Source organism: Flavobacterium bomense, from assembly GCF_003970355.1.
Genome location: NZ_RYDJ01000007.1, coordinates 48,999 through 73,948 on the forward strand (window position 1 = coordinate 48,999; position 24,950 = coordinate 73,948).

General features: G+C 36.7%; 28 protein-coding genes and 1 pseudogene. 16 read left to right on the forward strand and 13 right to left on the reverse strand.

Going from position 1 to position 24,950, the window contains the following annotated elements:
* Positions 1–143: 143 nt before the first annotated feature.
* The gene (locus EKL98_RS07880; protein ID WP_126561983.1) at positions 144–1,118 is read right to left on the reverse strand and encodes a hypothetical protein; all 975 of its coding nucleotides are present in this window, start codon (positions 1,116–1,118) and stop codon (positions 144–146) included.
* A 443-nt stretch (positions 1,119–1,561) separates the two neighbouring features.
* On the opposite strand from EKL98_RS07880, the gene sufB reads away from it, so the two are divergent.
* The 16 genes and pseudogenes from sufB (at position 1,562) to EKL98_RS07960 (ending at position 14,391) form a co-directional block, all read left to right on the forward strand.
* Positions 1,562–3,013, forward strand: coding sequence for a Fe-S cluster assembly protein SufB (gene sufB / locus EKL98_RS07885; protein ID WP_126561984.1), 1,452 nt, complete (start codon positions 1,562–1,564; stop codon positions 3,011–3,013).
* A gap of 26 nt (positions 3,014–3,039) precedes the next feature.
* Positions 3,040–3,804: a Fe-S cluster assembly ATPase SufC gene (gene sufC, locus EKL98_RS07890; protein WP_126554198.1), complete on the forward strand. Its 765-nt coding sequence runs from the start codon at positions 3,040–3,042 to the stop codon at positions 3,802–3,804.
* 10 nt (positions 3,805–3,814) lie between these two features.
* Positions 3,815–5,179 carry a Fe-S cluster assembly protein SufD gene (sufD, locus tag EKL98_RS07895; protein ID WP_126462398.1) on the forward strand — a complete coding sequence of 455 codons (1,365 nt, stop codon included), beginning with the start codon at positions 3,815–3,817 and terminating at the stop codon, positions 5,177–5,179.
* A gap of 20 nt (positions 5,180–5,199) precedes the next feature.
* A complete protein-coding gene (locus EKL98_RS07900; protein WP_126561985.1) occupies positions 5,200–6,288 on the forward strand; it encodes an Mrp/NBP35 family ATP-binding protein in 1,089 nt (362 codons plus the stop codon).
* A gap of 10 nt (positions 6,289–6,298) precedes the next feature.
* Positions 6,299–6,619 (forward strand): iron-sulfur cluster assembly protein, encoded by a 321-nt coding sequence (locus EKL98_RS07905; protein WP_126462392.1) that lies wholly within the window; start codon positions 6,299–6,301, stop codon positions 6,617–6,619.
* Positions 6,620–6,651: 32 nt separating this feature from the next.
* Positions 6,652–7,203 (forward strand): BrxA/BrxB family bacilliredoxin, encoded by a 552-nt coding sequence (locus tag EKL98_RS07910; RefSeq protein ID WP_126561986.1) that lies wholly within the window; start codon positions 6,652–6,654, stop codon positions 7,201–7,203.
* Between the two features lie 127 nt (positions 7,204–7,330).
* Positions 7,331–7,795, forward strand: a complete 465-nt coding sequence (locus EKL98_RS07915; RefSeq protein WP_126462386.1) for an RrF2 family transcriptional regulator — start codon at positions 7,331–7,333, stop codon at positions 7,793–7,795.
* A 38-nt stretch (positions 7,796–7,833) separates the two neighbouring features.
* The gene (locus tag EKL98_RS07920) at positions 7,834–8,187 is read left to right on the forward strand and encodes a 4Fe-4S binding protein (RefSeq protein ID WP_126462383.1); all 354 of its coding nucleotides are present in this window, start codon (positions 7,834–7,836) and stop codon (positions 8,185–8,187) included.
* Positions 8,184–9,125 carry a WD40 repeat domain-containing protein gene (locus EKL98_RS07925; protein ID WP_126462380.1) on the forward strand — a complete coding sequence of 314 codons (942 nt, stop codon included), beginning with the start codon at positions 8,184–8,186 and terminating at the stop codon, positions 9,123–9,125. The genes EKL98_RS07920 and EKL98_RS07925 overlap by 4 nt, the downstream gene beginning before the upstream one ends.
* Positions 9,126–9,161: 36 nt before the next feature.
* Positions 9,162–10,031, forward strand: coding sequence for a lipoyl synthase (lipA, locus tag EKL98_RS07930; protein ID WP_126462377.1), 870 nt, complete (start codon positions 9,162–9,164; stop codon positions 10,029–10,031).
* A 41-nt stretch (positions 10,032–10,072) separates the two neighbouring features.
* Positions 10,073–10,294, forward strand: a complete 222-nt coding sequence (locus tag EKL98_RS07935) for a CDGSH iron-sulfur domain-containing protein (RefSeq protein ID WP_126561987.1) — start codon at positions 10,073–10,075, stop codon at positions 10,292–10,294.
* Between the two features lie 212 nt (positions 10,295–10,506).
* Positions 10,507–11,052 (forward strand): annotated as a pseudogene (locus EKL98_RS18555) (protein adenylyltransferase SelO family protein).
* Positions 11,053–11,073: 21 nt separating this feature from the next.
* Complete coding sequence (locus EKL98_RS07945; RefSeq protein ID WP_126561988.1) at positions 11,074–11,526, forward strand: OsmC family protein; 453 nt, start codon at positions 11,074–11,076, stop codon at positions 11,524–11,526.
* Between the two features lie 5 nt (positions 11,527–11,531).
* Complete coding sequence (locus tag EKL98_RS07950) at positions 11,532–12,710, forward strand: PSP1 domain-containing protein (RefSeq protein ID WP_126462372.1); 1,179 nt, start codon at positions 11,532–11,534, stop codon at positions 12,708–12,710.
* Complete coding sequence (locus EKL98_RS07955) at positions 12,707–13,963, forward strand: aminotransferase class V-fold PLP-dependent enzyme (protein WP_126561989.1); 1,257 nt, start codon at positions 12,707–12,709, stop codon at positions 13,961–13,963. Before EKL98_RS07950 ends, EKL98_RS07955 begins: the two co-directional genes overlap by 4 nt.
* A 5-nt stretch (positions 13,964–13,968) precedes the next feature.
* On the forward strand, positions 13,969–14,391 hold the full coding sequence (locus EKL98_RS07960; RefSeq protein ID WP_126462366.1) for a SufE family protein: 423 nt from the start codon (positions 13,969–13,971) through the stop codon (positions 14,389–14,391).
* A 366-nt stretch (positions 14,392–14,757) separates the two neighbouring features.
* Here the strand turns inward: EKL98_RS07960 and EKL98_RS07965 are convergent, their stop codons facing one another.
* The 12 genes from EKL98_RS07965 to EKL98_RS08020 all read right to left on the reverse strand — a co-directional run bounded on the left by EKL98_RS07965 (position 14,758) and on the right by EKL98_RS08020 (position 24,860).
* Entirely contained in the window at positions 14,758–15,450 is a 693-nt protein-coding gene (locus EKL98_RS07965) for a hypothetical protein (protein ID WP_233579300.1), read from the reverse strand.
* Positions 15,451–15,462: 12 nt separating this feature from the next.
* A complete protein-coding gene (gene dnaK / locus EKL98_RS07970) occupies positions 15,463–17,268 on the reverse strand; it encodes a molecular chaperone DnaK (protein WP_126561990.1) in 1,806 nt (601 codons plus the stop codon).
* 4 nt (positions 17,269–17,272) lie between these two features.
* Positions 17,273–17,620: a gas vesicle protein K gene (locus EKL98_RS07975; RefSeq protein ID WP_231507434.1), complete on the reverse strand. Its 348-nt coding sequence runs from the start codon at positions 17,618–17,620 to the stop codon at positions 17,273–17,275.
* A gap of 5 nt (positions 17,621–17,625) precedes the next feature.
* Positions 17,626–18,384: a GvpL/GvpF family gas vesicle protein gene (locus EKL98_RS07980; protein ID WP_126462360.1), complete on the reverse strand. Its 759-nt coding sequence runs from the start codon at positions 18,382–18,384 to the stop codon at positions 17,626–17,628.
* Between the two features lie 2 nt (positions 18,385–18,386).
* Entirely contained in the window at positions 18,387–18,590 is a 204-nt protein-coding gene (locus EKL98_RS07985) for a gas vesicle protein (RefSeq protein ID WP_126462357.1), read from the reverse strand.
* Positions 18,590–19,384 (reverse strand): GvpL/GvpF family gas vesicle protein, encoded by a 795-nt coding sequence (locus tag EKL98_RS07990; RefSeq protein ID WP_126462354.1) that lies wholly within the window; start codon positions 19,382–19,384, stop codon positions 18,590–18,592. The genes EKL98_RS07985 and EKL98_RS07990 overlap by 1 nt, the downstream gene beginning before the upstream one ends.
* Positions 19,385–19,396: 12 nt before the next feature.
* Positions 19,397–19,678 carry a gas vesicle protein GvpO gene (locus tag EKL98_RS07995; RefSeq protein ID WP_126462352.1) on the reverse strand — a complete coding sequence of 94 codons (282 nt, stop codon included), beginning with the start codon at positions 19,676–19,678 and terminating at the stop codon, positions 19,397–19,399.
* A gap of 12 nt (positions 19,679–19,690) precedes the next feature.
* A complete protein-coding gene (locus tag EKL98_RS08000) occupies positions 19,691–19,918 on the reverse strand; it encodes a gas vesicle protein GvpG (RefSeq protein ID WP_126462349.1) in 228 nt (75 codons plus the stop codon).
* Between the two features lies 1 nt (position 19,919).
* On the reverse strand, positions 19,920–20,702 hold the full coding sequence (locus EKL98_RS08005) for a GvpL/GvpF family gas vesicle protein (protein WP_126561991.1): 783 nt from the start codon (positions 20,700–20,702) through the stop codon (positions 19,920–19,922).
* A gap of 67 nt (positions 20,703–20,769) precedes the next feature.
* On the reverse strand, positions 20,770–21,543 hold the full coding sequence (locus EKL98_RS08010; RefSeq protein WP_126462343.1) for a GvpL/GvpF family gas vesicle protein: 774 nt from the start codon (positions 21,541–21,543) through the stop codon (positions 20,770–20,772).
* A gap of 1 nt (position 21,544) precedes the next feature.
* Positions 21,545–22,585, reverse strand: coding sequence for a GvpL/GvpF family gas vesicle protein (locus tag EKL98_RS08015; protein ID WP_126561992.1), 1,041 nt, complete (start codon positions 22,583–22,585; stop codon positions 21,545–21,547).
* A 121-nt stretch (positions 22,586–22,706) separates the two neighbouring features.
* Positions 22,707–24,860, reverse strand: a complete 2,154-nt coding sequence (locus tag EKL98_RS08020) for a CDC48 family AAA ATPase (RefSeq protein WP_126561993.1) — start codon at positions 24,858–24,860, stop codon at positions 22,707–22,709.
* Between the last annotated feature and the right edge of the window lie 90 nt (positions 24,861–24,950).

A 24,950-nucleotide genomic window follows, 5' to 3' on the forward strand; every position in this document is an offset into this window, starting at 1 on the left:
AATAAGAAAATTACCGGAAATCCCGATTGTATTTTAGATAATGAGAATTTGTGCAACTACTTTAGAGAAACAGCTGAAAACTTACTTTTAATGGCATTAAATATTGGTTATGCGTTGGCTAACTAATTTTTGCTGTTAAGCCGTTAAAATGGTAAGTCAATAGATTCTGGATTAATAAAATCTTTGGTATACGGATTTTCAAGAAAGCTAAGTGGCGGCATTTGAAATTTAAGAATATCCTCTTTTTCAATACCGTAAACCTGCCAATAATTGGATAGCAATTGGGCATATATATCCTCATCCCAAAATCCGAAATGAGGTTGCTTACCAGCCGTTTCAACTTCTATAGCAATCCCATTGTCTTGGTTTTCAATTTTGTATTCAGGTTTGTACTGTAATATATAATCTGAATAATGAAACCTAGCGTACAACTCTTCAAACTGGATGGGATGTAAAACATGACCTTCCATTTTATCGAGAATCTCTTTTTGCTTCTCCCCAATTACGCCGTTATCTTGTAAACATGCAATAAAACCAAATTCATTGACTCCAAATGAGAACATTAAATTAACTGCATCGTTGCGATAGCTAAAAATATCGGCAGAATATTTAAGTGGAAATACGGCGATGCTCCATGGTTTTTTTCCAACGAAGGAAATCGGTTCTATTAAGGATTGTAGCATTAAATGGAAGTAACCAAAGCGTTTCCTGAGAGTGACGGAAATCTCAAAATCTTCACCTTGCCTTAGCAGCCTGTCTCTTTCATAAAGCATTTCGTAGTATAGCATACCATAGACCATTCTGCCTGTCCATTGAAAAAGCAACTCTTGATCGAGTGACGCCATGCCTTCAAAACCTTTTTTATACGCAGCCTCAACTTTTACATCCAGCTCCTCAAAAGCTGTTTTCACTTCGGAAGAACACGGTAATTTAAGATCTGAATAATTATAAGATTTGGTTTTATCCATCATCTCAATTCTTTCATTACCTAATTTAAAATGATCCATCAGCCATACTGGAAAAACGGTCATGTTTTCATTTGTCAAAGCTCCTGAAAGGAAGCAAAAATGTTCGTCAAAATTTAAATCCTTAAAAGGATTAAAAAGCGTATGTGTCATCAATATTCAGAAATATTAAGTTTTAATTTTTTTCCAAATGTAGCCATAAATTATTATTTTCTTTGCCTAATTTATTATAGAATGAAAAATCTCAAATTTTGGACAGTACCGTAAAACCTTCGTTTAAATGCAGGTTTTAACAATGTTGATTATTACGACCCAGAGTTTTCAGTCCAGCTTTTCCTAAAATAGGTAAGGCTGCAATATATCCATTTTGAAATCCAAATCACACTCCTTCATATATTTTTTGTTTATACCAAAAAATGGATGAATATTCAAATAAAGTAGCTATTCTTATGTTGCCTATATATCTAAATAAACTCATATTTATAGTCACGTAATATTATTATACTTTTTAGTATAAATTAATTTATACTTTTTAGTACATAATAAATAACTTCGTTTATCTTTGCAGAGAAGATTTAAATTTAATAGCTAAAATCATGAGCAAAGAAGCGTCCACAGCAACTCTTGAAGATTACACCAAGAGTGATTACAAATATGGATTTACCAGTAATATTGATACTGAACTTATTCCAAAAGGTTTAAATGAAGATACTATTCGATTAATATCTTTTAAAAAAGAGGAGCCGCAATGGCTACTTGACTGGCGTTTAGAAGCATTTAGGCATTGGGAGACCCTGACAGAACCCAAATGGCCGAATGTGAAATATCCACCAGTAAATTATCAGGACATCATTTATTATGCTGCTCCAAAACAAAAAAAAATACTCAACAGCTTGGATGAGGCAGATCCTGAATTATTGAAAACGTTTGAGAAATTAGGTATTTCAATAGGAGAACAAAAACGATTAACAGGTGTTGCCGTTGATATCGTAATTGACAGTGTATCAGTGATAACTACCTTCAAAGAAGAATTATCCAAATTAGGAATTATCTTTTGCTCGTTTGGTGATGCCGTAAAAGAACATCCTGAGCTAATAAAAAAATATTTAGGAATGGTTGTTCCTTCTACTGATAATTTTTATGCTGCACTTAATTCCGCCGTGTTCACAGATGGTTCGTTTTGTTACATTCCAAAAGGGGTTAGGTGTCCGATGGAACTTTCAACTTACTTCCGTATCAATGCCGAGGGATCAGGCCAATTTGAAAGAACATTAATTGTGGCCGAAGCAGGCAGTTATGTTAGCTATTTGGAAGGATGCACTGCTCCTACAAGAGATGAAAATCAATTGCATGCTGCAGTGGTTGAACTCATAGCGTTTGACGATGCTCAAATCAAATATTCCACTATCCAAAACTGGTATCCGGGAGATAAAGACGGAAAAGGAGGCATTTATAACTTCGTAACTAAAAGAGGATTGTGCGCAGGTGTAAGATCAAAAATCAGTTGGACACAAGTAGAAGCAGGTTCTTCCATTACTTGGAAATATCCAAGTTGCATTTTAAAAGGTGACTATTCAACGGGTGAGTTTTATTCTGTTGCAGTTACAAATAATTTACAACAAGCGGATACAGGAACTAAGATGTGGCATATTGGTAAAAACACCAGCAGTACTATTATTTCCAAAGGTATCTCAGCAGGTCAAAGCAATAACTCGTACAGAGGTTTGGTTAAAGTAGGAAAAAATGCGGAAAATGCCAAGAATTTTTCACAATGTGATTCCTTATTAATGGGAGATAAATGTGGTGCGCATACTTTTCCTTATCTCGAAATTGACAATGATACAGCTCAAATTGAACACGAAGCCACAACTTCTAAAGTAGGTGAAGATCAACTTTATTACTGTATGCAAAGAGGATTAAAAATGGAGGATGCCATTAATCTTATTGTTAATGGGTATTGCAAGGATGTGTTTAAAGAATTACCAATGGAATTTGCAGTGGAAGCACAAAAATTGCTTGCTGTAAGTTTAGAAGGTAGTGTTGGATAAAATAATTAAATAAAAAAACAGAACTCATGTTAATAATAAAAAATTTACACGCAGAAATTGAAGGAAAAAAAATATTGAATGGTATTAACCTTCAAATAAATGCTGGCGAAGTACACGCTATAATGGGACCAAACGGTGGTGGTAAAAGTACGCTGGCACACGTTTTAGCAGGTCGAGAAGGGTATGAAATCACTGAGGGTAGTATTACCTATATGGGGAAAGACCTCCTCGAATTATCAGTAGATGAACGTGCCAAGGAAGGTATATTTCAGGCATTTCAATACCCGATAGAAATACCGGGTGTAAGCACTGCAAACTTTCTTAAACATACCATTAATGCTGTTAGAAAACATCAAGAAAAGACGGATTTGAGTGCAACCGAAATGCTAAAATATATTAAAGAGAAGGCAAAAATGGTGGAGATGGAAGATGGTTTTTTAAGCCGTTCTCTAAATCAGGGATTTTCGGGCGGAGAAAAAAAGCGCAATGAAATTTTACAAATGGCTGTTTTAGAACCAAGACTTGCCGTGTTGGATGAAACTGATTCAGGGCTTGATATTGATGCGCTTAAAATAGTTGCCAATGGTGTTAATCAACTAAAAACAAAGGACAATGCTTTTATAGTAATTACACACTACCAACGTTTACTCGATTACATTATCCCTGATTTTGTGCATGTGTTATACAATGGACAAATCGTTAAATCGGGCGACAAAAATTTAGCATTACAGCTGGAAGAAAAGGGTTACGACTGGATTAAAGAAGAAGTAGCAACATTAACAATATCTTAAAAAGATAAGCATGAAAATTCAAAATACACCAGATAAAAATGATAACAGGGGGAAGTTTATTGAACTATTCCGTCTTTATGAAAATTCATTAAATGGACAGAAAAATAATGTAATGCATAGTCTCCAGAAAGTTGCTATTCAACGATTTGGCAATAACGTAGATTTTCCAACCAGAAGAAATGAGGATTGGAAATATACCAATGTTGCCGAGTTACTTCAGCCAACATACCAGCAGCCAAAACTGGTTGACATTACAACAGAAGATATTAAGCCTTTTCTTTTTGAAGGGTTGGATGCATACCTGCTAGTTTTTGTGAACGGTAAATACAATAAATTACTTTCATCAAAAGATGAATTATCGCAAAAAATCATAGTGCAGGATATTCCTTCTAGTTTGAGAGAAGATAGGCTTACAAAAGAAACGGTTTCTGAATACCTGTCGAAATGGGCAATTAAAGAAATGAATTCCTTCGTTGTATTAAATACTGCCTTCGCTCACAATGGAATTTATATTTATGTGCCTGATGGATTAGTGCTGGATCGCCCTGTTCATATACTAAATATAGCACATACAGAAGAAGAGCCAACAGTTATCAGTCCGCAAAAAATAATCGTAGCCGGAGAAAATAGTAAATTAACGGTTATTGAAACGTATCATCATCTCACTAATTCCCAACAAACGTATTTCACGAATACGGTTACACAGTTGGTTCTAAAAAGAAATGCGATTGTTGATCATTATAGAATTCAAGATGAAGGTGAGAATGCATTTTTTATCAATAATACAGAAGTTGAGCAGATGCGTGATAGTACCTACAGCTCTTATGTAGTTGATTTGGGCGGAAAATTAGTAAGGAACAACCTAAGCTCCATTTTAAAGGATAGTGGAACAATGACTAATTTTTATGGACTTTATGTTGGTATAAATAAGCAGCATATAGACAACCAAACTTTTATAGACCATGCGTATCCGAATTGTAACAGCAACGAATTGTACAAAGGAATTCTTGCAGATAAAGCTAAAGGAGTATTTAATGGTAAAATAATAGTACGACCCGATGCTCAAAAAACAAATGCTTTTCAGAAAAACCATAGCCTTGTATTATCAAAAACCGCCTCGATGAATAGCAAACCCCAGTTGGAAATTTTTGCGGATGATGTTAAATGCAGTCACGGGGCAACCATTGGACAATTAAATAAAGAGGCATTATATTATATGCGTTCCAGAGGCTTATCTGAAAAAGAAGCTATATCAGTTTTAAAACAAGCTTTTTTAACAGAAATAACGGAGTTAATTAAAATTGAACCTGTAAGGGGAAAAGTAGAACAGCTTCTTGTTGATAAATTTAAGCAATTTACGGAAACAAACAATTAACTATTAAATTGATAAATGACATGCCTGAAATAACTAAAGAGGATATTCTAAAAATACTGACTAACGTCGTTGAGCCTGACCTCAAGAGAAGTATTGTTGAATTAGGATTAGTGAATGATATTCATGTTGAAGGGAACATCATCAGCTTTATCGTTAAGATTAGCAGCCCTACTATGAATAGTAAAAAGATAGTAAAAGAGGCTTGTATGGATAGCCTTTTGCAAGCATTAGGTACGGATATTAAGGTGGATATAGATATGCAAGCTCTACCTGGTTTTAAGGATAGAGCTCCTGAACTTAGAACAATATTGCCTGGTGTTAAACATATTATTGCTATTGCCTCCGGGAAAGGTGGTGTAGGTAAATCTACCGTTTCCGCCAATCTTGCAGTGGGATTAAGCCAATTAGGTGCAAAAGTGGGCTTATTAGATGCCGATATTTATGGGCCATCAATGCCACTCATGTTTGACTTAGTGAATAGAAAGCCTGAAGTTTCAAATGATTCTGGTCGAAATCTAATAGAACCAATTGTATCTCATGGAGTAGGAGTTTTATCTATTGGTTTTTTTACGGAAGCATCGCAGGCACTTCCATGGCGTGGACCTATGGTTTCCAAAGCCCTTATTCAATTATTTCAGGATGCAGATTGGGGTAATTTAGATTATCTGCTTGTGGATCTTCCGCCAGGCACAGGTGATATTCATCTTACGCTGGTAGATAAAATTCCGCTTACAGGTGCTATTGTAGTTAGTACACCACAAGAAGTAGCTTTGGCTGATGCCAGAAAAGGTATCGATATGTTCAGGATGCCAATGGTTAATGTTCCGGTGCTTGGATTGGTTGAAAATATGGCATACTATATATCGGAAGGTAATCCTGATAAAAAAGAGTACATATTTGGAAAGGATGGTGCAAAAAAATTGGCGGAAGAAATGAATGTTCCATTATTGGGTCAAATCCCTTTAATAACAAGAATACGGGAGGCAGGAGATGTTGGAGCGCCAGCAGCATTAAATGAAAATACGATTGAAAGCAAAATATTTAAAGACTTAGCCCTAAAAGTAATGGGATGCGTAAAAGACATTAAAGCTGTAAAGACTAACAACTAACAATTAAAAAATGGAAATAGCAGCGAAAATAGCATTGGAAATAAAAGTCATAGAGGTTCTAACAACCTGTTTCGACCCAGAAATACCTACCAATATTTATGATTTAGGATTGGTATATGGAATCAACATTGATGATGAAGCCAATGTGCATACCATAATGACACTAACCTCCCCTTCATGTCCGGTAGCGGGAACACTTCCTCCAGAAGTGGAAGAAAAGATTAGGAATATTCCTGGAGTTAGCAGCTCTAATGTAGAAGTAACTTGGGATCCCGCTTGGTCAAAAGACATGATGAGCGAGACGGCTAAATTTGAAACTGGAATGATGTAAATTAAACAATAACAAAATTAATCATTAAAAAAATGGAACAATCTAATTTAACCAAAATCACGCAACAACCCAGCTATGATGCCGTTTATGTTCAGCCCATGAGAGAGGAACTAACAGCTGTAGGTTGCAAAGAATTATTAACCCCTGAAGATGTAGATAAGGCATTAGACAGAAATGATGACAAAACGATACTTGTTGTAATCAACTCTGTATGCGGTTGTTCGGCAGGTAGTGGACGACCAGGAGTAATGATGGCGTTGCAAAACAGTAGTATCCCTGATGAGCTTTACACGCTGTTTGGTGGAATGGAAAAAGATGCAATTGACTGGTACAGGAATAAATATCTTGCAAATCATCAAACTTCCTCACCCCACATTGCCCTTTTTAGAAATGGTGAGCCAGTGGCGATTTTTAAACGATCCGACATTGACGGACATACAGCAGAAAGTATTGCCAGCCAATTGGTAGTTATTTTTAACAACGAATGCAGTAATACAGGGCCGTCAATTTCTGCAAAAGATTTTGAAAATATTACTCAAGGCAAATACGGTTGTTATACTGATTTAGGTAAGGATAAAAACTAAATAGTTTGTGTCTATTTAGTTTGTGTTTATGGTTTATAATAAATTTGCAATAGTAAGCTACTTTTTTATTTGCGAACTTTGTCTGTAATAGTAAATTAAATACACAAACTAATTAAATAATACAATTATGAAAATAACAGCTCAGGTAGAATATGGATTAAGAATAATGGTAAGGATAACCCGATGCACAGATGAGAAAGGACTAAGCATTCGTCAGCTAAGTGAAGCAGAAGGATTATCTATTAACTATGTTGCTAAATTAACCCGACTACTTCGCATAAAGGGATTAATTAACAGTACAAGAGGCCACATGGGCGGATATGTACTCGCAAAACCTGCTGCTTCCATAACAATAAATGATACATTGAAAGCTTTGGGTGGAAGGTTTTTCGATAAAAAATTCTGTGATAGTCATGCAGGAATACTTGCGTTATGCACTAATTCTGTAGATTGTTCCATCCGTTCGCTTTGGTCAATGATGCAGGCTACACTGGATAAATTACTAGATAAGGTAACTATGGCAGACATGATGAAAAATGAAAAAGATGTTTCTGGAGTGTTACAAAATATTATAGAAGGAAGCGCTAAATAAATTATTAAATTAAATCTTGATTACTAAAATTCATTACTATGGCAATAATGATAACAGAGGAGTGTATAAATTGTGGAGCATGCGAGCCTGAATGCCCCAATAATGCAATTTATGAAGGTGGTGATGAATGGAGATATGCAGACGGCACCGCACTCAAAGGCTTTTACACAGGACAAAATTCAGGTAATACCGTTGATGTTGATACTCCCAATACGCCTGTTTCTATGGATTTTTATTATATCGTAACTGATAAATGTACCGAGTGTGTCGGTTTTCATGATGAACCACAATGTGCCGCAGTTTGTCCGGTAGATTGCTGCGTAGATGATCCGGATTACAGAGAAACAATAGAAGAATTACTACACAAAAAAGAATTTATGCATCTTATATGATAACTGCACTTACAAAAATACAAATAGAAAAAACAGGTCAATTTAATGGACACGGAGGTGCTATTTACACATTAGAATTTGCTCATGAAGCTCATCTTTTTTACTCTGGCAGCAGTGATAACCTTGTGGTAGAATGGAATATGAAAGACCAGGAACAAAACAAAGTTGTTGCGAAATTACCTGCCAAAGCCATGGCATTGAAATATGTTCCCGATAGAAATATATTACTTATCGGTCAGTCATTAGGAGGTATTCATGTTATTGACTTAAAAGAAAATAAGGAAATAAAACTATTACAGCTTCATAAGGAATACATTTTTGATATCCAATATTTACCAGAAACAGAATGCTTTTGGGTTTTAGCTGGTGACGGTACACTTTCAGTTTGGTCAATCAATGATTTCTCATTGATAACAGCTCTAAAACTTTGTGATAAAAATATCCGTAGCATCGATTTTAATATTATTTTGAAAGAAGCAGCTATTGGATGCGGTGATGGGTCTATTCGAATTTTTGATTTTGAAACCTATGAAGAAAAGAAAATCCTTAAGGGGCATCTTGATGATTTTTCGGTAAATACAGTACGCTATCATCCAAACGGGAAATACCTTTTGTCTGGTTCTAGAGATGCCTATTTGAATGTATGGGATATTGAAAACAATTATGCGTTGATCCATCATATTCCTGCCCATAATTACGCTATTTACAGCATCGTTTTCAGTCCTGATAAAAAGTTTTTTGCTACGGGTAGCAGAGATAAAACAATTAAAATATGGGATGCAGAAAACTTTGAACTACCCTATCGAATAGATAAGTCTCAACACGGAGGCCATACCCATTCGGTAAATAAACTTTTATGGAGTGATTTTAATAATTATTTGATTTCAACTGGTGATGATAAAACTATCATGCTATGGGGAATTATAATACCAATGTAATAAAATAAAAAATTAATATTGGTTAAAATTTAGATTATGTCAGAAATAATTGAAGAAGAAAGTAAATATACTAAAAAACCAGATTGGCTTCGTGTAAAACTACCCACAGGAAAAGAATATGCCGAAGTAAGACAAATAGTATCCGAACATAAACTACATACGATATGTGAAAGCGGCAGTTGTCCTAACATGGGCGAATGTTGGGGAAATGGAACGGCTACCTTTATGATATTGGGGAATACCTGTACAAGATCCTGCGGATTTTGTAATGTACATACTGGTAAACCTCTGCCTGCTGATCCGGAGGAACCTAAAATGGTGGCCGAATCTATTCGCCTAATGAAGTTGAAACATGCCGTAATAACTTCGGTTGATAGAGATGACTTGAAAGATGGTGGTTCTATGATATGGGAAGAAACCGTAAATGAAGTAAGAAAAGCATGCCCGGGAATTACCATGGAAACGCTTATTGGGGATTTTCAGGGTAAATGGGAAAATCTCCAACGAATTATTAATGCGCATCCCGAAATAGTTTCACATAATCTTGAAACCGTACGCAGATTAACGAAAGAAGTTAGGGTACAGGCAAAGTATGACAGAAGCCTAGAGGTTCTCAAAAGATTAAAGGAAGCAGGGATGAAAACTAAATCAGGTATCATGTTGGGTTTAGGTGAAACAGAAGAAGAAATATATGAAACTATGGACGACTTGAGAAGCGTTGGTGTTGATATATTAACTATTGGCCAGTATATGCAGCCTACTAAAAACCATTTACTCGTTATAGAATTTATTAAGCCAGAAATATTTGCAAAGTATAAAGAAATAGGCATGAACAAGGGTTTTCGTTTTGTTGAAAGCGGACCATTAATAAGATCATCTTATCATGCAGAAAGACACTTGTTTTAATAAATAAAATAGATTTAATATTTACGCTCACAAAAATAATTATGGCTAAAACAAAAATTACAGTAAACAATAATGGTTCCCTGAGAATAGAAAATGACTTTGAGATTGTAGATAAAAATGGGAATGTATATGATTTAGCAGGACGAGAGATGCTTTCACTTTGCCGTTGTGGTCTTTCTAAAAATAAACCTTTTTGTGATGGTGCTCATAACGGGTACTTTGAACATGAGGCTGTTGCATTTGGATTGCCTCCAAAAAAATAATATATTAAACAAACATCATGTTCGACGTTGCTATTAATTTGATAATTCTTTCCAAAAACTTCCTGCATTTTTGTATGAACATGTTGCGCTTACCCCATTAAAAGATCCTACTCTTATTCATGTAACGGTGTTAAAAAAAGAACTTGGTCTTGATTCACTTAGTGATTCCATTTTACAAAAATGGTTAAATCAAGATTAGTAATGAGCAGAGAATTGCTACCCGTTATACCGGTCATCAATTTGGGAGCTATGCCGGACAGTTAGGCGATGGCAGGGCAATTTCCTAGTGCGAAATTTTAACTTCTGATGGAAAGCGATGGGAAATACAAACTAAAGGATCAGGCAAAACTTCTTTTTCCAGAATGGGAGATGGCAAAGCCGTAATTCGTTCATCAGTCAGAGAATATCTTTGCTCAGAAACCATGTACGGTTTAGGAATTCCTGCCTCAAGAGTGATACTATGGCTTTCACTTTATGACCAAAGATTGAAAAGAGAATTATCTGACGAAATGAAACGCCAGATGGAAATGAAACGCGTAAATCCAAAGTATGTATTAAGAAATTATATTGCTCAGGAAATAATTGAGGAGGTAGAAAAAGGAGGGAATGAAAAATTAAAAAAATGGTTAGAAATTTTGTATTCGCCATTTGCCGAACATCCAGAATATGAATCGTATTCAAAACCAACGCCTACAGAAAAGAAAATTATAGTGTTTCCTGTTCATCTTAAGTTCTTGCAAAAAAATAAAATAGTGTAAAATAATTTAAAACATAAAAACATGTCAGAACATAAAGTTTATTTAAACTGGAAAAACAAAGAAGATGATTTATCATACAAAACGTATGACCGCAGTCACTTGTGGAAATTTGAAGGAGAAACTTTAATAAAAGCTTCTGCTGCTCCAGATTATCTGGGTAGGTCAGAGTTGGTGAACCCGGAAGAAGCCTTTGCCGCATCGTTTGCAAGTTGTCACATGCTCACATTTCTCGCTATAGCTTCCATGAAAAAATATACGGTGGCAATGTATGAAGATAATGCAATAGCCATACTGGGTAAAAATGAGAAATTAAAAATGGCGGTAACAACCGTGTATCTAAGGCCGAACATCAGCTTTAAAGGAGATAATATACCCGATAAAACAATAATTAATGCAATGCACCACCGTGCTCACCGGGAATGTTTTATAGCCAATTCGGTTTTAACAGAGATAATTGTTGAACCGGTTTATTAAAGTAATTGAGCAAAGGTGAATTAATTTTAGATAAAAAATTAAAGTTTAATATGCTCAGCAAAAGGAACAAAACAGTATATATTGACAAACATGAAAAAGGAATTTATACAATAGCTATGGATACTACTACAAAACACAAAAATGATGTACCATCCCTAATCAGTGGTTATAGTCAATTAAATATATATGATTGGCTTGCCGATATACCATTGCCACCCAATCAACAAACATTCAACATTGTTGAAGTAAAATTTAAAGGAGGACGTAAAGATTTTTATTTGAAGCATGAAAATATATCTCTTAAACAAACAGATATAGTAGTTGTTGAAACCATTGGAGGACACGATACAGGTCATGTTTCATTAACAGGAGAACTGGTTAGGTTGCAATTAAAAAAACACAATATCCAGACGGAAGAAGTCATTAAAAAAATCTATAGAAAGGCAACATCAGCGGATATTGAAAAATGGAAAACAGCGAAGGGTTTGGAATCTGAAACGATGTATAAAGCCCGAATTTTAGCTAAAGATTTGGACTTGAAGATGAAAATATGTGATGTTGATTATCAAGGGGATAAGTCAAGTGCCACCTTCTATTATACCGCTGAAGGACGGGTAGATTTCCGGGAACTAATTCTGGTAATGGCTACAGCGTTTCATATCAAAATAGTAATGCGTCAGATTAGCCTGTTCGAGGAAGCCGCCCGTTTAGGTGGTATCGGTACTTGTGGAAGAGAGTTTTGTCATACTGCCTGGTTAACAGATTTTAATACTAGGGCTACATTATACGGCAGGAATAAAGATAAACAATGGACTGAATTCAAATGTTGCTTAATAGAAGATCGAGAAAACAACAAATCTTCTTTGAAGGACAATGATCTCAATAGAATAAAAACGCTTAAAGGTATCGCCAGCCGTCAAAAAACAGATATTGAAAAAAATATAATGTGGTTTAGTTACCCGAATGAAGATGATTTAATACCTATAAAAATCTCAAGGGTTAAAGAAATTCAAACACTAATTAAAGAAGGCATGATTCTGAAAGATTTAAAGGAAGAGATAGAAATCATAATTGAGGAACCGGCTATTGATAACTTCTTGGGTTATGTAAATGTTGTAGGTCAAGATAGTCTAACAAGATTCGAAAAAAAAAGAACAAATAAACATATAAAAAGGAATAAATGAAACTGCCAAAAAACTTAGAAAAAATAATTCTTTTTGATGTTCATAAAATCCGAAAAGATTTCCCTATCCTTTCAAGGATGGTGAATAATAAGCCATTGATTTATTTTGATAACGGTGCTACTACACAGAAACCGCAACAAGTGATTGATGCCCTCATAAAATATTACACGGTGCAGAACGCTAACATTCACCGTGGAGTTCATCGAATGAGTCAGGATGTAACTGATGAATATGAGAATGCCCGAATTACTGTTCAAAAACATATAGGTGCTAAACAGGAACACGAAATAATTTTTACAAGCGGAACTACTGATAGCATCAACTTTATAGCCACTGCGTTTGGGAAAAAGTATGTGAATGCTGGCGACGAGATTGTTGTTAGTGAGATGGAGCATCACAGTAATATTCTTCCTTGGCAACAGTTATGCGAAGAAAAAAATGCAGTACTTAAAGTTATCCCAATCACTGATAGCGGAGAATTGTGTATGGACGAATATAAAAAACTACTTTCTGCAAAAACAAAACTGATCGCCATTACACACGTATCAAACACACTTGGTACGGTAAATCCCGTAAAAGAGATGATTGCTATCGCTCACTCGAAAAATATTCCTGTGCTTGTGGATGGAGCCCAATCAATCCCTCATATAAAAGTGGATGTGCAAGATTTAGATGCAGATTTTTATTGCTTTAGCGGGCACAAAGTTTATGCTCCCACAGGAGTAGGAATACTTTATGGTAAAGAAGAATGGCTTAATAAACTCCCGAATTATCAAGTAGGTGGAGGAACTATTAAAACAGTTTCATTCGATAAATCAGAATACGCAGAATCGCCTCTTCGATTTGAGGCAGGCACTCCGAATATAGAAGGAGGAATTGGTCTTGCAGTGGCACTGGACTACATCAACGTACTCGGTCTTGAAAATATTGCTACTTATGAACACGAACTGCTTGGGTATGCTACAGAAAAACTTTCAGCGATTGATAATTTGCGAATTATCGGCACGGCAAAAGAAAAAGCAAGTGTAATTTCGTTTGTTGTGGATGGGATCCATCCGCTTGACTTAGGCATGCTCCTGGATGCGCAGGGAATAGCAGTACGAACAGGGCACCACTGTACGCAACCACTAATGGCACATTATCAAATTCCGGGGACTGTGCGTGCAAGTTTTTCATTTTATAATACAAAGGAGGAAATAGATGTTTTTGCAAACGCAATTGTGAAATCAATTAAACGAATAAACCAAAAATGATAGAGATGAAAACAATAGAAAATATAGAGCAGGAACTCGTGGAAGAATTCTCGGAGTTTGAGGACCTGTTTGATAAATTCGGATACCTGATTGATTTAGGTAAAAATCTAAAACCATTAGACGTTTCATTGAAAACGGATAACTGTATGATAAAAGGATGCCAGGCACATGTGTGGTTATATAGTGAATTAAAAGATGGTAAAATTATTTTTTATGCAGATGCAAATGCCGATTATGCTAAAGGGCTTGTTGCCATGTTGATTCATGTACTTTCGGGGCATACACCTGATGAAATTATTAAAGCCCCGCTTAATTTTATTGAAAGGATAGGATTTAAAAGCATGCTTTCGATGAAACGTGCCGGAGGATTGGAGAGCATGATAAAGCAAATGAAACTTGATGCGGTGGTTTACAAAGCCAAGGATTGAGCTACTTTCTTAACCTAATAAAGAATTGAATTAAATCCTGAAATTATTGGAAACAAAAAGTTTTGTAGGAAGTATTGGTGTAGTATAATATTTTTCATCTTAGGGAAAAGGATAACCTTTTGTTGGAGTAGCTTTAGATACTTGGAATATGTGGACGGAATGACAAGATGGGGTAGGAGCTTCAAACCCAACATCAGGAACAACATACAATTTAGTGCAACAACCTTGGGTAAATAAAGGTTATTTATACAACATAACAAATAAATGTAATAACTATTGATAAAAAAGTGGAGAGCCAAACCCAGAATTTTGATTTGTTCTCTCCACCATCAGATACTAAATAAGGGCTTTGTTAATACCCTGCTGTCACTTGCTCACTATAGGTTTTATGAGGTACTGAGAGAGTTCTTCAAAACGTTGTTTTTTTATAGCATAGAACGGAAGGAGTTTTTGGTATTCCCTTACTTTATGGATTTCTTTTTGTTCATTTATTCTTATATCTTTCGGCAGTTTATCTAAAATATTATGATAAGCCCCAAGAAAGATTATACCCGTTTCATTTGGGCCGAGTGTTGCCGAAATCCTGCCAGCAATATACTCATCCCGTTGATTCAACAGTTTGGATCGGCTAATTTTAAACCTAATAATCCTGATCAGTTTCATGATTAATGGGCCGGAAGAGGGTATCAATTTTAGCATTTCCAATTCTTTTTTAACCATCGAAATATCCTCGGTTTGCACGATAATAGCTCCCCGTTTGACCAGTCTTGAAATAATTTCATAGTTCTTACTTCCTGCCTTTATGCTATCTTCCATGATTTTTATTGCGATCTCTCCATCCGCAACCATTCCATCCTGGTATATTTTTACAACTTTTCCGCCAAGCCCAATAGTATCACAATATTGGCTTATTATCTCCCAGTATTTGTTAACGGTATCAACATGTGTTTCCCAAAATTCTCTCCCAAATTCATCAATACCCTTCTGGGTTAGCTCGGCTGCCATGGATCCCATGTCGGCACTTGTATGAATGATGGGAACATATATTAGTGTCTTCATTGTGAAAGGTTTTTAGCTTTGATCTATACTCAACTCTTCACTAGCCAATTGGCATACGGTACTCAGAGTTTCCATAGCCTGTTCAATATCGGTAAAACTTCGGTTTTTAATCGCTGATTTCAACTCTTCAAGTGCATTTTCAATAGCAGCCTTTTTGTTACCTGGAATTGTATCCCCAAATTTCTTTAACTGTTTTTCCGTTTGGAAGATCTGAGTGTCGGCTTGATTGCTTTGAACCACCTTTTCTTTTGTCTCTCTATCCGAAACAGCGTGTTGCCTGGCTTCCTCCTTCATCCGGTGAATATCCTCATGCGAAAGTCCGGTAGAGGCCTCAATGCGAATCTGCTGCGATTTGTCAGTTAACTGATCTTTGGCAGTCACATGAAGAATGCCATTAGCATCAATATCAAAGGTAACTTCGATTTTAGGAATACCCCTATGGAAAGGCGGAATTCCATCAAAATGAAACCTCCCGATGCTCTTGTTATCGTTAGCCATTGGCCGTTCTCCTTGTAATATGTGTATTTCTACAGAGGGTTGGCTATCAGCAGCCGTAGAAAAGACTTCTGATTGCTGAGTAGGAATGGTTGTATTGGCTTCGATCAGCCGTGTCATCACACCACCCCGGGTTTCGATACCTAATGAAAGCGGTGTAACATCAAGTAGCAATACATCTTTTACTTCGCCAGCAAGAACTCCACCCTGGATGGCAGCGCCAATAGCGACAACTTCATCTGGGTTAACACCTTTGGAAGGTTCTTTCTCGAAAAAGTCACGCACAATTTTTTGAACAGCAGGTATTCTGGTTGATCCGCCAACGAGGATGATTTCATCTAAATCGGAGACCTTCAATCGGGCATTCTTAAGTGCCTGCTGACAAGATAGAATAGTTGACTGCAACAGGTTATCAACCAACTGTTCAAATTTGGCACGGGTAAGCTTCTTTACCAAGTGCTTGGGTATGCCTTGAACCAGCATAATATAGGGTAGGTTAATTTCAGTTTCCATCAATCCAGACAATTCGATCTTTGCGTTTTCGGCCGCCTCTTTCAACCGCAGAAGTACCATAGAATCTCTAAGGAGATCTATACCTTCGTCTTTTCTGAATTCATCAACCAACCAGTCAATGATCAGCTGATTAAAATCATCGCCACCAAGGTGAGTGTTCCCGTTGGTAGATTTCACTTCAAAAATACCATTTCCGAGTTCGAGTATCGAAATATCGAAAGTTCCGCCACCAAGGTCATATACTGCAACCTTAATATCTGTATGCCTTTTATCCAATCCATAGGCAAGAGCTGCCGCCGTAGGTTCGTTAATAATACGTCTGACTGTTAACCCTGCAATCTCACCAGCCTCTTTGGTTGCCTGCCGCTGTGAATCGCTGAAATAGGCAGGAACGGTAATCACCGCCTCCTTGATCTCTTGTCCAAGGTAGTCTTCAGCTGTTTTTTTCATTTTCTGAAGAATCATAGCCGAAATCTCCTGAGCCGAATACAGTTCCCCGGAAATGTTTACACGGGGTGTATTATTTTCGCCTTTTGAAACCTGATATGGCAATCTGCTAATCTCTTTCTCAACCAGATCGTATGATTCACCAATAAACCGTTTAATGGAAAAAATCGTGTTTACTGGATTGCTAATGGCCTGACGTTTTGCCGGGTCACCAACTTTACGCTCACCACTGTCAGTAAATCCTACTACAGAAGGCGTTGTTCTGTTACCTTCACTGTTAAGGATTACGACCGGTTCATTACCTTCCATAACAGCTATACAGGAATTTGTGGTTCCTAAATCTATACCTAAAATTTTACTCATTATATTACATTAAATTGCCTAATGGGCCAAGATTGATGTTTAAATCCCTGTCGGTAAGATTAAAGTGCTTTTTCAGCTCTTCCATTTTTAGTTCAAGTTTCATAAGGGTTTCACCAAGCCGTTCAATCTCATCTTCAGTCAATGATCCCCCGTCAACTCTGCGCATAGCTTGCTTTTCAACCAGTTTACGAATGAGTTCAACCAGGGTTAGTACCAGTTTTGCCAAGCCGGAATCAGCATTGTCTGGGCCTAGCTTTAGCCTGGATTCTTCATTGTTTGTTAGTTTCCCGATCTCCTCCGAAAGCTCATCAAGCGATCCGGTATTAAACAGTATTTTATTTTCACTTATCATACCGATTATTTTATGGCGATTTCAACAAAATTATACGGAGGCCAAGGTCCAGTCAGGACAAAGTTAAGCCTTGGATATTGGTTTTGCAAATCCCCAATTACATGAATTAGTCCATCTTTCCGCTCCATATCAAGTAAGAAAACGGCATCAATGATAGCTGTTGTTGTTATTGCCCTTTTTTTGAATTTATTGACGGTGTTTAACCGGAAAAGGTATCCAGTGATCATTTCAATGACCGAATTAACATAAGTTAGCATCAATTCCTCAAGCCTGTGCTCTTTAAGTTTTTTATCCAGATAATCCTTGTAAACTGAATTTTTGATTTCCGTCGCAGAATTCTCGGTTGTTTGGGTATCTGCCTCTGATTTTATCTTCAGTTCTGATTTTAATTTTTCGGAATCACAAAAAATCTTTAGCCCAAATTCATACTTATTTTCAACTTCCTGGAGATTTTGTTGAAATTCATGGTAGTTTCTTTCGAGCATTTTATTAATTAATTCGGCTGATTCCATTATTGAGCCATATCGCATGGGAAGAACTGTAAATTGTTGCGCAAGGTTTTCGATCACACCTGCATATTCAATAGCATTGGATCTATCTGCAATTAATTCAGCTCTTTTTACATCGCTTACTACAGCAGTAATTTCACCAAAAGAAACAGCACATAAGTCAGAACCAGAAATGCCCTTCATCCCAACCAGCAGAGCATTTAACTTCTCTGGATTTCTTTTTACGGATAATATGGAATAAATCATTTTTTTCATTTCTACAAAATTATTGGCTTTCCAGACTTTAACTGCTCCATGGTTTCAACAGAGCTTAGAAGCAATTTCACTCCTACATATACCAGGTCGATATCTGCTACTGAAATTATAATATCCCCACTGAGGATAACCCCTTTGTTCAATACTCTGTCAAGCAATTCAAGCATGGTAATGTCTTTAGACCGGTCGATTACATTATTGTGCATTATTGTTTTTCTTTAATGGAAATAAAACTAAATGGTGGCCAGGGACCGGTTGCTTCAATAATAAAGCCGGAATCCCCTTCTTTTTTTTTCAATGTTTCAACTGTACTTATAAAATCAGCAACTTTGTTTTTACTTACAAGAAAGGTGGTATTGAGGATCATGGTCTCTTCTCTTCCGGTAAACGCTTTCGGGAGTAGATTGTTGAGGCTGGTTGATTCGCTCAGTTTTTTAAATTCATCATAATATTTCTGTCCGTAGTTCTTACAAATCCTGTCCATCTCATTTTCGATTAGGTCAGTTTTTTTTCTTCCCAGCAAAAAGGCTTTCCCAGGCGAACTTTCCATAATCTGCTTTTCAAGCGCAGCAGCTTCCTCGCTTAATTCGTCAATTTGCTCGCACAGTGTTTTACGATCGCAATAAATTTTAATCGACCATTCTTCCTTTCCCTCGATATGATTGAAGCTTTCAATCAATGAGTCAGCGTAATCAATAATGAAGGTTTTCAAACTGGCTTTAGTATGATAGATGGTGCCAAATTTAAAAGGAATCACAGTACTCTGTTCCATAATCATGCTGATTACCCTGATATGATTCCGTGCGTTTAATTCCGCCCACTGAATATCTGATAAATTCTTTTTGAAATTTTCTTCAGAGAATTCACTTTTGGAAACATATTTAACGATCACGTGAAAATCATCGAACATAAGTGATTCCACTGTACTATACCCCATGCCCGGTATAAGCCGGGGAGGAGTACGTGATATGCAATAAACATATATCAGATCATTTATCATGACAGAAATTTGTTAATTAATATATTCGTCAGTGCTATCTATTCCTTCCAAGGAACCATGCCGTTCGAAGGATGTAATTTCAAGATTTTCATCCAGTTTGACCGCATAGAAAAGCCGCACTTTTTTTGACGGAAGATCCATTGATTTTAGAAATGAATCGTCTTCATATACCTCTGCCACAGCATTCCAGATTTCTTTCACTTTTTCAATTTTTATGACCGTTACATCATAACTTTTGATGTTCTCTCTCAGGAACTTAATCACTACTTTTTTAACTTCAATAATGTTGCTCATATTTTTCACTCCTTATTTATCTTTCCTTATATTTTCCAGTAATTTCAACAATTCATCTTCTCTTCTGTCATATTCTTCTTCATCAATTTCATCCAATTCAAATTTCAACTGTAGTCGCATCAGTTTTTCTTTGACGGAGCCTTCATCCGACGTTTCTTTCTCAACAATCTCATTGATTTTATTAGCGATAAAAACTACTCCTTTTAGGGGTGCTAACAGTATGCTATCGATTAAAAACATATTATATTCCTTTAGTGTTTATTACAAGGGTGACAAAATTATAGAGTGGTAATGTTCCTACATATTTGAAGATCATAAAGCGGCCAAATTTCTCCTCTAAATCATTCACAGCTTTATCAAATGCAGATTCAGCTAAGTTTTTAACAAGAAAGGCAACATTGATAATCATCATTTCTCCGTAGCTATCGTTTATTTTTACATCAACAGAAAGTGGATTTAAAATATCGAGAATGCTATTTTTGTAATTTTCCGTCTCCTTTTTGAGTGCTTCTGCTACCATTTCGCCTATTTTCATGCGCTGGTAATGGCTTTTATCGGCCGGAAGACTCATCAATTTTCCCCTGAGTAACCTAATTTCGTCATATTTTTCAATGATACTTTCATATATCACAGCTTCCTTTGTCAGTACTTTGAGACCCAGTTCTTTCTTGCCTTCCATTTTAGTAAGTAAGTCATCAAATTTTTTGTAATCTTTCTCAAGAATTCTCAGGATACCAGAGTCATCGTTATGTTCGGAAATAGTTGAAAACCGAACAGGAAGAACCGTAAATTGTTTCATAACCTCTTCAAGTACTCTTTCGTGAGTGATCATGTTTATTCTACGGACTTCGTATTCGATGATCGGCGAATTACTGACGATAGCACTAATATCTTTAAAATTTATCCCATAAACCAGGTCGGTCCGTTTACCCATACCAATCGGACCATAGTCTAATGGATCTGAATGCCTGATAATCCCATAAATATATTTTCCTTCTTTCGGTATATCAACTTCTTTTTCCATAAAATCCTTCAGATATGTTGTTACTATTTTATTAATTAATCTGCGTCATCAGCGTTTTGTTTTTCTATTACAATTCCCATTTCTCTGGAAATATTTTCAGGTCAATAAAATTATAAATAGGTAAGGCAGCTGTATATACAAAATCACTTCGGTCCTCGTATCTGGCACCAAGGTCGGCCATTATGTGGTCAAATTCGATCTCCCTGCCACTATTCACCAAGAATGCAGTATTCATAAACATGGCATCACCATTTGTTTTGTTATGTTTATACTCGAATGCTGATCTGCGCAAAGCATCGATAATCGTTTCAGTTTCCTCTACTTTTTTTTCAATCAGTGCATCTGCTACTAGATTTCCGGCATCTGCAATTTCCATGTTCTTCCTTTCCTGATCATGTAGTTTTTCAATTTCGGTCATTATTTTTTGTAGCTCAACGTGTTCCTTGTCGATCTCTTTGTATATCATTCGCATGTTTTTCCATGTTCCTCTCACATTAAGCTCCACTTTATTTTCAAACTGTTTGAGCAATTCCATAAATTCGTTGTATCTCCGGTTAAGTAGATTTCGTATTTCGTTAGGAGTTGCCGCAATGGTGCCAAACCTAATGGGAAGTATGCTCTTAAATTCCTGCATCACCACTTCTATAACCTTTTGGTGTGCAAGCATGTTTTCTGGATTAGCCACTACCGTGTTAAGGGGATGATCACTCACCACCATACACAAGCCATCGAAACTGATAGTGGAGACTAGGTCGCCGCGTCCGCCTATTCCTATTGGACCCAGATTGATGTCGTAATCCGTTGCAATGATGCAATAAATATATTTCCCGTCACGTTGCATATTATTCCTTTATTTTTATCAAAATCAAATTTTCATTCACTTTTTGTTTTCCCTTAAAGGTTAAACTCTCTTTTGAAGATTGCCTTTCCGCTTCTGAATATTCGAGCAATGTATGATAGGCTTTATTAATCCTATTGAAATTTTCCTTATTATGATTATTCTGATTTGTATCGGGATGAAATTCTTTTGCTTTTTCTTGATATGCCCTTTTTATTTCAGAGTCAGAAGTTTCTATTGTTAAGCCAAGTTCTATTTTTGCCTGTGCCACATTCTCCTGATTTAATTCTTTAACTTCAATAGTATAAAAACTATAGCAGGGCAAGGGTCCAACCAATTTGAAGTTCAACAAGCCTTTGTATTCTTCATCAAGTTGGTCAATTATCTGTTCAAATTTTTCTTTTTTATTCCTGTTAATGAGAAAAGCAGAGTTGGTCACCATTTCGTCATTCATCACCTCATGTGATTTTATATCGAGACTGATTGATGACAGCGAATCCAAAATATTCGTTTCAACCTTTGTGTTTTTATCTTTTACTTTTTCCTGAACTAGCATCCCTATTTTTATCTGGTCGATTTGTGAAAGCGTATCTGTCTTTTTTAGAATATCATCTCTTATTGCGATGATCTCGGGGTGGTTTCCAATCTCTATGAGGGTATTAGAAAAATCAGCCCAAGTAACCACTAAGTCAATTTCTGTCAGGGTTTCAATTTTATTTAGGGTATCAATAACTAAATCATGGCCATTTGCAAGTATTTTAATAACCTCTTCCTTTGAGTTTACAATCGTACCGAGCCGCATAGGGATAAGCATGTTGAATCCTTTCTCCATGAGTTCTTCTATGGTTTTTTGATGATGAACCAGCAAGTATCCCAAGCTTTCCCTGTCTAAATAATCAATGTGTGCACTCTCCCTGTCGGAAACAATGGCAGATATATTTTGCAAGGGGATGGCATAAATCCCTGAATTTTCAAATGATTTAAATATATCCGTACTGTAAAAATTCGGCACTATTCCATAGATGTATATTCCTTTTGTTGTCATTTTATTAGTTTATTGGTTGATGGGTTTATTTGTTGATATTAACTAGTTTCCTTGACGTTTGCCAAACTTCCATATTTTCAAATGAATATTTCATAAACGCCTTAACTTATCAACCTTTCTATCAACCTTTTTTCGTTGAATTTTGTTGTAATACCAGCCCGATCGCTTCTTCGAAATGATTCTCCATGATGATGATTTCTCCGGTAACTTCCTTCGATTTTCCTTTGCTTTTATCAATCAATTCGCGAATAGCAAGCATGGCCGCTTTACGACAAATAAATTCGATATCTGATCCGGTGAGGCTTTCTGTTTTCAGGGCCAGTTTATTTAGGCTTACTTTTTTTCCAAGTGGTTTATTCCGGGTATGAATACCGAATATTTTTTCCCTTGTTTTTACATCTGGGAACGGCAATTCAAATATCAGATCGAACCGGCCACTTCTTAGCAAAGCTGGATCAATTAAATCGATTCTGTTGGTAGCGGCCAGCACAATCACTCCTTTCAGGTCTTCAATACCATCCATTTCGGTAAGGAACTGGCCAATCACTCTTTCGATTACCCCGGAACCTGAACCGTCACTACTGCGTCTGGGGGTTAGGCTATCTATTTCATCCAGAAACAAGATACAAGGCGATGCCTGTTTTGCCATCCTGAATAATTCTCTTACCCCTTTTTCCGATTCACCGATGTAGCGGCTTAAAATTTGTGGCCCTTTTACAGAGATAAAATTAACTCCGCTCTCGCTTGCCAGCGCTTTTGCCAGGTAGGTTTTACCTGTGCCAGGTTTCCCGTGAAGGATAATTCCCTTGGGAGGTTTGGTATCGGCTTTTTTAAACAGGTCGTCATATATCAGTGGCCACTCTACGGTTTCCTTTAAAGCCTCTTTTATTTCATCGAGGCCGCCAACATCATCCCATTTCACATTGGGTACCTCCACAAAAACCTCCCTTATGGCCGAAGGCTCTACTTCTTTCATTGCGTCAAAAAAGTTATCCATGGTTACTTCGAGCGACATCAAAAGTTCGTAAGGGATTTCGGCCATCTCGAAATCGATTTGTGGGAGTATTTTCCGCAAAGCAGTCATGGCGGCTTCCCTGGCTAAAGCTTCCAAATCAGCACCCACAAAACCATGGGTAATTTCTGCTAGTTTTTCCATATCTACATCCAGCGACAAAGGAATTCCCCTAGTATGGATGTGAAGAATTTCCAGCCTGCCTATTTTATCGGGAATAGAGATAGAAATTTCGCGATCAAAACGTCCCGGCCTTCTCAATGCCGGATCAATGGAATTAGGAATGTTGGTTGCGCCAATTACAATGACCTTCCCCCTTGATTCCAATCCGTCCATAAGTGATAATAGTTGGGCTACAACACGCTTTTCAACCTGTTTTTCGCCACCCATATCTTCCCGCTTGGGCGCAATAGCATCAATTTCATCAATAAAAATGATGGATGGTGCATGTGCCTGAGCCTCTTCAAAAATTTTCCTTATCCGGCCTTCACTTTCCCCATAAAATTTCCCCATGATCTCCGGACCGGAGATGTTGATAAAATAAGCATCTGTTTCATGAGCCACCGCTCTAACGATGAGCGTTTTCCCTGTTCCAGGAGGGCCATACAGAAATACACCTTTGGGAGCCTGAACACCAAGACGTTCAAAAATTTCAGGATACTTCAAGGGCAGTTCTATCATCTCCCGAATGCGCTGTACCTGATTTCCAAGTCCGCCGATGTCTTCGTACGAAACCTTACTTTTATTTTCTCCTTCTTGCTTGGTCAATTCAAGCTGAAACGTGGTATTTGGGTGTATCAGTACCACCCCATCAGGGTTGGTGCCGGTTACGGTATAATTAACCGCCCGGGAACCAAAAAGGGTGGCTCTCACTTTATCTCCTTTTGTTACCGAAAGACCATTGATGAGCGAACCAATATATTTTGCGTCATCGGCCTTAAATAAAGAACCAGAGTTTGTATCAGGTTTGAGTTTTATTTTTGAAGCCTGGCGGCAGGTAGTTTTAATGATCTTCACTTTTTCATCAATCCCAGCCTGAGCATTTTCTCTGGTAATGCCATCAATCTGAATAATACGTTTGTCCCTGTCTTCTGGAAAACAAGGCATAATCTTAACAGGCGTGGCACGTTTGCCTTCTATAACAATCACATCGCCACTTTCCAAACCCATCAACTTCATGTCTTTTGGGTCAATCCTAGCAATTGCCCTTCCAACATCCTTTACCGGGGCTTCTTTTACACGTAATATTATTTCGTCTTTCATTTTCGTTGATAAAAGGTTGGTGAAAAAGTTAATATGTTGGGTTATTTATTTGTTGATAGGTTTATTGATTTATAAGTTTATTTGCTCGAT

Bases quoted from the DNA above. Each gene is read 5' to 3' on its own strand.
- EKL98_RS07880 (WP_126561983.1), bottom strand. From the start codon at position 1,118: ATGACACATACGCTTTTTAATCCTTTTAAGGATTTAAATTTTGACGAA.
- sufB (WP_126561984.1), top strand. From the start codon at position 1,562: ATGAGCAAAGAAGCGTCCACAGCAACTCTTGAAGATTACACCAAGAGT.
- sufC (WP_126554198.1), top strand. From the start codon at position 3,040: ATGTTAATAATAAAAAATTTACACGCAGAAATTGAAGGAAAAAAAATA.
- sufD (WP_126462398.1), top strand. From the start codon at position 3,815: ATGAAAATTCAAAATACACCAGATAAAAATGATAACAGGGGGAAGTTT.
- EKL98_RS07900 (WP_126561985.1), top strand. From the start codon at position 5,200: ATGCCTGAAATAACTAAAGAGGATATTCTAAAAATACTGACTAACGTC.
- EKL98_RS07905 (WP_126462392.1), top strand. From the start codon at position 6,299: ATGGAAATAGCAGCGAAAATAGCATTGGAAATAAAAGTCATAGAGGTT.
- EKL98_RS07910 (WP_126561986.1), top strand. From the start codon at position 6,652: ATGGAACAATCTAATTTAACCAAAATCACGCAACAACCCAGCTATGAT.
- EKL98_RS07915 (WP_126462386.1), top strand. From the start codon at position 7,331: ATGAAAATAACAGCTCAGGTAGAATATGGATTAAGAATAATGGTAAGG.
- EKL98_RS07920 (WP_126462383.1), top strand. From the start codon at position 7,834: ATGGCAATAATGATAACAGAGGAGTGTATAAATTGTGGAGCATGCGAG.
- EKL98_RS07925 (WP_126462380.1), top strand. From the start codon at position 8,184: ATGATAACTGCACTTACAAAAATACAAATAGAAAAAACAGGTCAATTT.
- lipA (WP_126462377.1), top strand. From the start codon at position 9,162: ATGTCAGAAATAATTGAAGAAGAAAGTAAATATACTAAAAAACCAGAT.
- EKL98_RS07935 (WP_126561987.1), top strand. From the start codon at position 10,073: ATGGCTAAAACAAAAATTACAGTAAACAATAATGGTTCCCTGAGAATA.
- EKL98_RS07945 (WP_126561988.1), top strand. From the start codon at position 11,074: ATGTCAGAACATAAAGTTTATTTAAACTGGAAAAACAAAGAAGATGAT.
- EKL98_RS07955 (WP_126561989.1), top strand. From the start codon at position 12,707: ATGAAACTGCCAAAAAACTTAGAAAAAATAATTCTTTTTGATGTTCAT.
- EKL98_RS07960 (WP_126462366.1), top strand. From the start codon at position 13,969: ATGAAAACAATAGAAAATATAGAGCAGGAACTCGTGGAAGAATTCTCG.
- EKL98_RS07965 (WP_233579300.1), bottom strand. From the start codon at position 15,450: ATGAAGACACTAATATATGTTCCCATCATTCATACAAGTGCCGACATG.
- dnaK (WP_126561990.1), bottom strand. From the start codon at position 17,268: ATGAGTAAAATTTTAGGTATAGATTTAGGAACCACAAATTCCTGTATA.
- EKL98_RS07975 (WP_231507434.1), bottom strand. From the start codon at position 17,620: ATGATAAGTGAAAATAAAATACTGTTTAATACCGGATCGCTTGATGAG.
- EKL98_RS07980 (WP_126462360.1), bottom strand. From the start codon at position 18,384: ATGAAAAAAATGATTTATTCCATATTATCCGTAAAAAGAAATCCAGAG.
- EKL98_RS07985 (WP_126462357.1), bottom strand. From the start codon at position 18,590: ATGCACAATAATGTAATCGACCGGTCTAAAGACATTACCATGCTTGAA.
- EKL98_RS07990 (WP_126462354.1), bottom strand. From the start codon at position 19,384: ATGATAAATGATCTGATATATGTTTATTGCATATCACGTACTCCTCCC.
- EKL98_RS07995 (WP_126462352.1), bottom strand. From the start codon at position 19,678: ATGAGCAACATTATTGAAGTTAAAAAAGTAGTGATTAAGTTCCTGAGA.
- EKL98_RS08000 (WP_126462349.1), bottom strand. From the start codon at position 19,918: ATGTTTTTAATCGATAGCATACTGTTAGCACCCCTAAAAGGAGTAGTT.
- EKL98_RS08005 (WP_126561991.1), bottom strand. From the start codon at position 20,702: ATGGAAAAAGAAGTTGATATACCGAAAGAAGGAAAATATATTTATGGG.
- EKL98_RS08010 (WP_126462343.1), bottom strand. From the start codon at position 21,543: ATGCAACGTGACGGGAAATATATTTATTGCATCATTGCAACGGATTAC.
- EKL98_RS08015 (WP_126561992.1), bottom strand. From the start codon at position 22,585: ATGACAACAAAAGGAATATACATCTATGGAATAGTGCCGAATTTTTAC.
- EKL98_RS08020 (WP_126561993.1), bottom strand. From the start codon at position 24,860: ATGAAAGACGAAATAATATTACGTGTAAAAGAAGCCCCGGTAAAGGAT.